Raw genomic sequence first — 7,085 nt, 5'->3', positions numbered from 1 at the left:
TGTCCACGCGATGCTCCGCAGCATCATATCGCTGGTGTAAGAATGACCATGCTCGCGGTAAACGACCAGCTCCAGCCGCTCGGGCGTCTCGCGATACTTTTCCTTGAGGCGCTCCTGAAGCTTACGCACGCCGTCGATGGGAATGACCTGGTCCTCATCGCCGTGCAGCATCAGCAGCGCGGCGGGCGTCATCTGGTTCGCGAGTTCAAGCGGGCTGATGGATGCGGCCAGATCGTAAAGCGGATGGCCAGCCACGACGCCATGGGGCGCAAGCATTCCCAGCCAGTCGGGAGTGCCCATCGCAATGGACGCCGCCGTGATGCGCGGCTCGGTGAGCAGGGCGGCGAACGCCACCACCCCGCCCAGCGATGTAGCGTGCAATGCGATGGAATCGACGCCAAGCCAGTCGATCATTCGGGAAACGTCCCGGACACTTTGCGAAACCAGCTCAAACATCGTGGAGACATAATTCTCGCGCAGAAGACGATCCCGATCTTCCGCGCGCTCACGTTCGCCATGCAGCGCGAGATCGCACGCCACGGCCCGAAAGCCGGCGCGAGCGAATGCATAGCCGGCCTGAAGCTGGTTTTCCTTGCGGCCGCCCAGTCCATGCAGCAGGAGCACCGAGGGGAGCTTCGAGCCGAACGGCTCGGAGACCAGCGTCAAACACGGCAGGTCGTCCGCCGCCCAGTCCGATTCCAGGAGATATTGCGCCATATTTTTCCTTAAGGAGCAGTGGCGAGCGCCAGCAGCACGAGCAGAACACGGTTTCCGTGATCCGTCAGCGAATAACGATTTCGGGCTGTTTGATCGATCAAGCCCGCGTGCATAAGGTCGCGCAGGTGATGATAAAGACTGCCGGTGGTGAGACTGGCGATCTCGCCAAGAACCGCGGCGCTTTCGCCTTCTTTTCCCAGCAGGGCTCGCAGAAGACTGATCTTTGGGGCGGAGGAAACGGCGTCGCCGATAGCCGCCACCCGTTCATCGGTCACGCGCGCGATCTGCGCCGCCGTCACCGATTCCGTCACGTTCTTGATCTTCATCTCGCCCACGCCTGGCGTCCGGTACGATACCGAATAGCTGACTGCGGCATCGCCCTTTTCGCGCTTCGGCGCGGGTTCCGGCGCAGCGGCGGGAGCGGGCGCCTCACGCGATGCCGCCAGCGCGGCCTGAAGCGCGCGCATATCGGCCTGAAGCTGCTTGATTGCGTCCTTGGTCTTGCCGGTATCCTTGACTTTAGTTTCCATAATCATTATCCATTTCTGGATTATTGTAGCATTGAAACAACAATCTGTCAAACAGAGTGGACAGATTTGCGTGAGAAAGGTATACTCCCAGCGATCTCCCGTCGATTCCAGAAGAATGTCGCTTAATAGACAGGACGCTTTCGGCCCGAGGAAAAGGACCCATGCAAAAAATTCTGGTCGTAGACGACGAAGCTCCGATCGTCGACGCCATCTCGTATAATCTCTCGAAAGAAGGCTTCGCGGTCGTCACGGCGTTTGACGCCGACGAGTGCCTCGCCCGCATCGCCACGGAAAAACCGGACCTGATCGTCCTGGACGTGATGCTTCCCTCCGGCAGCGGCCTGGACATCTGCCAGCGCCTGCACCGCGACGGATCGACGGTTCCCGTGATTCTGCTCACCGCCCGCGCCGCCGAAACCGACTGCCTGCGCGGATTTGAAGCCGGCGCCGACGATTATGTCGTCAAACCGTTCCGAATGCGCGAACTGATGGCTCGGGTGCACGCCCATCTGCGCCGCGCCGGAACCGATTCCGTCGCCGTGGAAGCCGCCAAGGCCGCCGATGAAGTCCTGCAATTCCAGTGGGAACAGTCTTCGATCCAGATCAACAGCGACCGACGCGAAGTCAAACGCGACGGCGCGCCGATCCCGCTGTCGCGCAAGGAGTTCGATCTTCTGACTCTCATGGCGACCAATCGAGGCCGCGTATTCGACCGGCAGACGCTGCTCGCGCGTGTTTGGGGCGAAGACTGCTATGTCGATGACCGCACCGTGGACGTCCATATCCGCTGGCTGCGGGAAAAACTGGAGCACACTCCCGCCCGTCCCGAGATGCTTCTGACTGTCCGCGGCGTCGGCTACAAGTTCCAGGGTTAACCGAAGATGCGCAAGGCTCCTCCATTCCCATTCTCCCAATGGCTGCAGCCAAAGCGCTCACCGGACGAGGCCGATCTCGCCGCGCCGACGGCAGCCATCGATGTCTGCCCGGTGGACGAATCGGCGCGCTGGAAAGCGGTGATGGCGAGCACCGACGACGCTATTCTGCTCGTGGACGCCTCATCGCATATTCTTCTCAAAAACCCCGTGGCCTCCCGTCTTTTCTCCAAAGCCTCGCAAACCGAGAAGAACCGCTCAGAGCGTCTTTCAGAGACCCTCTTCGGCTTTACCCTGAGCCGCGAGCTCGACGATCTGTTCCGCAAGTCACACGATCGCGCCGTCGTCGTGGAAGCGGAGATCACCCTCACTCAGAGCGTCTCGCGCAGCCTGCACACACGCGTCGCGCCGGTTTCCAGCGATGAATTTCTCATCGTCATGCGCGATCTGACGGAGCTGCGCCGACTGGAGCGCGTGCGCCGCGACTTCGTCGCCAATGTCTCTCACGAATTGCGCACACCCCTCACGTCGATCAAGGCCATGGCGGAAACGCTGCTGGACGGCGCGCGCACGGACGAATCCGTCGCCGAACGCTTCCTGGAAACCATTATCCGTGAATCGGATCGCCTCGTCCGCCTTTCGTCCGATCTCCTCGATCTCTCGCGCGTCGAAGCGATGGGTGTCAATCGCGAGCCGGAAGATATCGCCGTTCTGCTGTGGGATGTGTGCGGGCGCCTGATGGCGCAGGGGGAAAAGGCGGGGGTCACGATCATCAACGAGGTGCGCCCTCCCCTGGTGGCCGAAGCCGATCACGATGAGATGGCGCAGGTGTTCGTCAACCTGCTCGACAACGCGATCAGCTACACCCCGCGCGGCGGCTCCGTCCGCCTTTACGCCACCGAAGCGGCCGACAGACTGACGATCCACGTCGCCGACACCGGCATCGGGATCCTCAAGGACGATATTCCCCGTTTATTCGAGAGATTTTATCGCGCCGACAAAGCCCGCAGCCGCGCCTCCGGCGGAACGGGATTGGGACTGGCGATCGTGAAGCACATTGTGGAAAACCATGGGGGAACGGTGTCGGTGCAGAGTGAATACAACAAGGGAAGCACGTTCAGCGTGACGATTATGCGGAAGTGACCTATTCCCCCGCGCTTTAGCGCGTTTCCCCCTTTTCCCAGCAAGGCCCTTCGGGCGGGAAAAGGGGTGTTCGTAACTGCAATCCAGTCGAGTGTTCCGGGTTGTTGAAAAGAGTTTTCAGATCATAAAACTCTTCGGCAGCCACAACAAGACTCGCCTGGGCTGTAATGATGAACGCCCCTTTTCCCGGGCTTTAGCCCTTCACTGGGAAAAAGGGGAAACGCGCTAAAGCGCGGGGGAATAGGTCCCGAAACGCCGTGGAAATAGGTCACTCCCCCAGCCACCCCGCCACATCCTTCGCGTGATACGTCAGGATAATATCCGCACCCGCCCGCTTCATTGATGTCATGATTTCCATCACGGCGGATTTCTCATCAATCCAGCCGTTCGCCGCCGCCGCCTTCACCATCGAATACTCTCCGGACACGTTATACACAGCGACGGGGAGATCCGTCGCGTTGCGTACTTCACGAACGATGTCCAGAAAATAAAGCGCGGGCTTCACCATCACGATATCCGCGCCTTCGGCGATATCCAAATCCAATTCCCGCAGAGCTTCCCGGCGGTTAGCGGGGTCCATCTGGTAGGATTTGCGGTCCCCGAACTTAGGCGCGCTATCGGCGGCTTCACGGAACGGACCGTACATCGCCGTGGTGTACTTCACGGAGTAGGCCATGATCGGCGTTTCGGTAAATCCCTGGGAGTCTAATGCGGAGCGCAGGGCGCCGACACGGCCGTCCATCATATCGGAGGGGGCGACGATGTCCGCGCCCGCCGCCGCGTGGGACAGGGCCGTGCGCGCCAGAAGGTCCAACGATTCGTCGTTGACAACGTAGCCGTCGCGGACGATGCCGCAGTGACCGTGCGACATGTACTCGCACAGGCAGACGTCGGTGATGACGAGAAGATCGGGATTGTCGGCTTTCAGAGCGCGCACGGCGCGCTGGACGACGCCGTTGTCGGCGTAGGCGGTGGTGGCGAGATCATCTTTGGCGTCGGGCAGACCGAAAAGCAGAACGGCGGGAACGCCGGCCTTCGCCGCCGATTCGGCTTCGCGGCGGATCTCATCAACGGACAATTGAAAGACGCCGGGCATGGAGCTAATTTCATTGCGAACGCCTTCAGGTCCATCCAGAGCGAACATGGGATAGACGAGGTCCTGACGGCTGACGCTGGTTTCGCGGACCATCGAGCGAAGCGCCGGGGTCGAACGCAGGCGGCGTGGACGGATTGTCAAATTGGCGTTTGTCATCGGAATTACTTTCGCTTAGACGCGTATCTCCACGGTGAGGCCACGGCAGGGCGTCGGGAAGAGGATTTTGTCGGCGCCCGCGTCCAGCAGCGCCTTTTGCGTACGCTCCGGATCCAGGGTCAGTGCGAGGATCGTGCCGCCGCCGCCGGCGCCCGCGAGCTTGGCGGCCATCGCGCCGCCGCCAAGAGCCGCTGCGATCAAGACTTCGTTGGACTCGCCGCTGCCGCCCAGGTCGCGCTGAATTTCGTGATTGCGCGTCATCAGATCGGCCAGCAGGTCCCAATCGTGCGCCAGCAGCGCCTTTTTGCCGGTGCGCGCCAGACGGGCGATGTCGATATAACCATCCACAACAGCCAGCTCGCCTTCCAGCCAGCGATCGCGAATCGATTTATGGACAGTTCCCGAGTGATGCTTGACACCGGTGTGCGCAAGAACGAACGGCAGGGTTTGCAGATACGGGGCCAGCGGTTCGATGGTCGCATACGGCGTCGAATAATCCTGTGACATCGCGCTGTTCTTATCGCGAAAATCCATGAAATTCAGCCCACCGAACGTCGCCATATAGTGGTCTTGAAACCCACAGACACAGCGCAGGACGTCGTACTCGATCTTACGCACCAACTCAGCGACTTCGTAGGAGTTCAAGCGCAGGTCCAGATGGGCGAGGACAGCGCCGACGATGGTCGCTAAAATCGCCGTCGATCCGGCGAGGCCGGCCTGCATCGGGATTTCCGTGGAGGCTTCGAGATGAAACGCTGGGGTGACGCCGGGCTGGACTTCCAGGGCGAGCAGCACGGCGCGGGCGACATTCAAGTAATCATCGTCGCGCAGCGCCAGATCAGCTTGCGTCACGATATCCTGCGATTGCCCACCGACTGTGATGCGAATTTCGTCCTTTTCACCGATCAGCGTGCAGGTCGCTCGCTCCGCAGTGGAGCAGGAGACGACGCTGCCGCCGTACATATCGGTCGGGTTGCCGACAATTCCGCAGCGCCCGGGGGCGGTGGCGATGATCATGCGCGTTGCTCCAATATCCACTCGATAGCCGTGGGAAGATCGGGAAAAATGAAATCCGGCGCGGGCTCCAAAAGACCGTCATGGTAAAAACGGGCGCCGCCGGAGAGAACGAGGGCCGTCACGCCGACCTTAGCGGCGTGGCCGGCGGCGATATCCGTTGGGGAGTCGCCGATAAAAATTGTCGATGCGAGGTCCAGTCCGAAATCCGCCGCCGCCTCCAGCAGCATACCCGGCTCCGGTTTGCGGCGTGGCGAAAGGGCTTCCTTGAGATCCGTGCAATAGTAGTAACGATCGACATGCGCGCCGGCCTCACGGTCCAGTTCCGCACGCATAGTTTCTTCAATATCCGCCAGATCGTCCTGGCTCATGACGCCTTTGCCGACGCCCTGTTGGTTGGAGATCACCAGAACAGGCACGCCGATATCGTTCAGCCGCTTGATCGCCGCAGCAACTCCCGGAAGGATCACGAGCCCCGCAGGGCTTAGCACATAACCGTTGGGCGTATGTGTGTTCAATACGCCGTCTCGGTCCACAAATACGCCTTGAATCATCATCACGCTCAGCCGAGCCATTCGCCTTCGAAAACGTCCGACGCCGGCCCGGTCATATACACGTGGTTGTCCGCTTCGCTCCACTCGATGTCCAGATCGCCGCCGGGCAGATGGACCAGCACACGCCGGCCCGTTTTGCCATTCAGCACGCCGGCCACCACGGACGCGCACGCGCCGGTCCCACAGGCGAGCGTCTCCGCCGCGCCGCGCTCCCAGACCCGGAACTTCGTTTCGCTCTCGGAAATCACTTCGATGAACTCGGTATTGGTCCGTTTCGGAAACGCTGGATGGCTTTCTACAAACGGTCCGACTTGCTCCAGCGGATAGTCCTTCACATTGTCCACAAAGATCACGGCGTGCGGATTGCCCATGGAGACGGTCGTCACATGCAGCGTACGTCCGGCGGCCTCGATCGGCTGACTGATCACGGGGGCGTCGCCCTCACCCAAAGTCGTCGGCACCAGCGACGGGATTAAGACAGGCTCGCCCATATCCACGCGCACGGTGGCCGCCTTGCCATCCGGCCCCGCCTGTACGGCGACATGGAGCAGTCCAGCGCCAGTTTCCACGGGCAGCTCTGCCTGATCCTTACCATGGCCACGATCGTACAAAAACTTCGCGAAGCAGCGAATGCCATTGCCGCACATCTCCGCTTCCGACCCGTCGGGATTGAGCATCCGCATCTGGTACGCCACGGTTTCGCCGGCCATCACTAAAATGACGCCGTCGCCACCGATCCCAAACTTCCGGTCGCAAAGCGCCACCGCCTGCGTGCGCGCCTGCTGGGCGAGCGCGCGTCCGTCATCACCGAGGCAATCGACCATGATAAAGTCGTTGCCGATGCCATGCATCTTCGTAAACTGCATCGAAATAAACTGCTTTCTTTCCGCCCTATGCAGACCCACCCCGGCGCTTCGCGCCACCCCTCCCATGAAGCTGGGAAGGGTTGGAAAGAGATTCTCGAACGAAATCCGCCTGCGACAACCAATCCTAAATTACCCTT

The 7,085-nt window shown here is 60.8% G+C and carries 8 protein-coding genes; 2 read left to right on the top strand and 6 right to left on the bottom strand.

Annotated features, from left to right (window positions below):
* On the bottom strand, nucleotides 1–717 hold a 717-nt coding region (locus ABIZ35_RS08005; RefSeq protein ID WP_348219361.1), incomplete at its 3' end, for an alpha/beta fold hydrolase.
* A gap of 8 nt (nucleotides 718–725) precedes the next feature.
* A complete protein-coding gene (locus tag ABIZ35_RS08000) occupies nucleotides 726–1,247 on the bottom strand; it encodes a helix-turn-helix domain-containing protein (RefSeq protein WP_348219360.1) in 522 nt (173 codons plus the stop codon).
* Between the two features lie 161 nt (nucleotides 1,248–1,408).
* Here ABIZ35_RS08000 and ABIZ35_RS07995 point away from each other — a divergent pair, with 161 nt between their 5' ends.
* On the top strand, nucleotides 1,409–2,122 hold the full coding sequence (locus ABIZ35_RS07995) for a response regulator transcription factor (protein ID WP_348219359.1): 714 nt from the start codon (nucleotides 1,409–1,411) through the stop codon (nucleotides 2,120–2,122).
* Between the two features lie 6 nt (nucleotides 2,123–2,128).
* Nucleotides 2,129–3,262 (top strand): ATP-binding protein, encoded by a 1,134-nt coding sequence (locus ABIZ35_RS07990; protein ID WP_348219358.1) that lies wholly within the window; start codon nucleotides 2,129–2,131, stop codon nucleotides 3,260–3,262.
* A gap of 268 nt (nucleotides 3,263–3,530) precedes the next feature.
* On the opposite strand, the gene hemB is transcribed toward ABIZ35_RS07990, so the two are convergent.
* Genes hemB through dapF form a run of 4 tightly spaced genes read right to left on the bottom strand, consistent with a single transcriptional unit; the run spans nucleotide 3,531 to nucleotide 6,948 of the window.
* On the bottom strand, nucleotides 3,531–4,514 hold the full coding sequence (gene hemB / locus ABIZ35_RS07985; RefSeq protein ID WP_348219357.1) for a porphobilinogen synthase: 984 nt from the start codon (nucleotides 4,512–4,514) through the stop codon (nucleotides 3,531–3,533).
* A gap of 15 nt (nucleotides 4,515–4,529) precedes the next feature.
* On the bottom strand, nucleotides 4,530–5,531 hold the full coding sequence (locus ABIZ35_RS07980; protein ID WP_348219356.1) for a hypothetical protein: 1,002 nt from the start codon (nucleotides 5,529–5,531) through the stop codon (nucleotides 4,530–4,532).
* Complete coding sequence (locus ABIZ35_RS07975) at nucleotides 5,528–6,103, bottom strand: HAD-IIIA family hydrolase (protein ID WP_348219355.1); 576 nt, start codon at nucleotides 6,101–6,103, stop codon at nucleotides 5,528–5,530. The genes ABIZ35_RS07980 and ABIZ35_RS07975 overlap by 4 nt, the downstream gene beginning before the upstream one ends.
* Nucleotides 6,091–6,948, bottom strand: coding sequence for a diaminopimelate epimerase (gene dapF / locus ABIZ35_RS07970; RefSeq protein ID WP_348219354.1), 858 nt, complete (start codon nucleotides 6,946–6,948; stop codon nucleotides 6,091–6,093). The genes ABIZ35_RS07975 and dapF overlap by 13 nt, the downstream gene beginning before the upstream one ends.
* Nucleotides 6,949–7,085 lie beyond the last annotated feature (137 nt).

The sequence above is a fragment of the Capsulimonas sp. genome (assembly GCF_039929585.1).
In the GTDB taxonomy this organism is placed as follows: Bacteria; Armatimonadota; Armatimonadia; order Armatimonadales; family Capsulimonadaceae; genus Capsulimonas.
The sequence above is the reverse complement of the archived record's forward strand: the minus strand, read 5'-3'. Positions and strand labels throughout refer to the sequence as shown.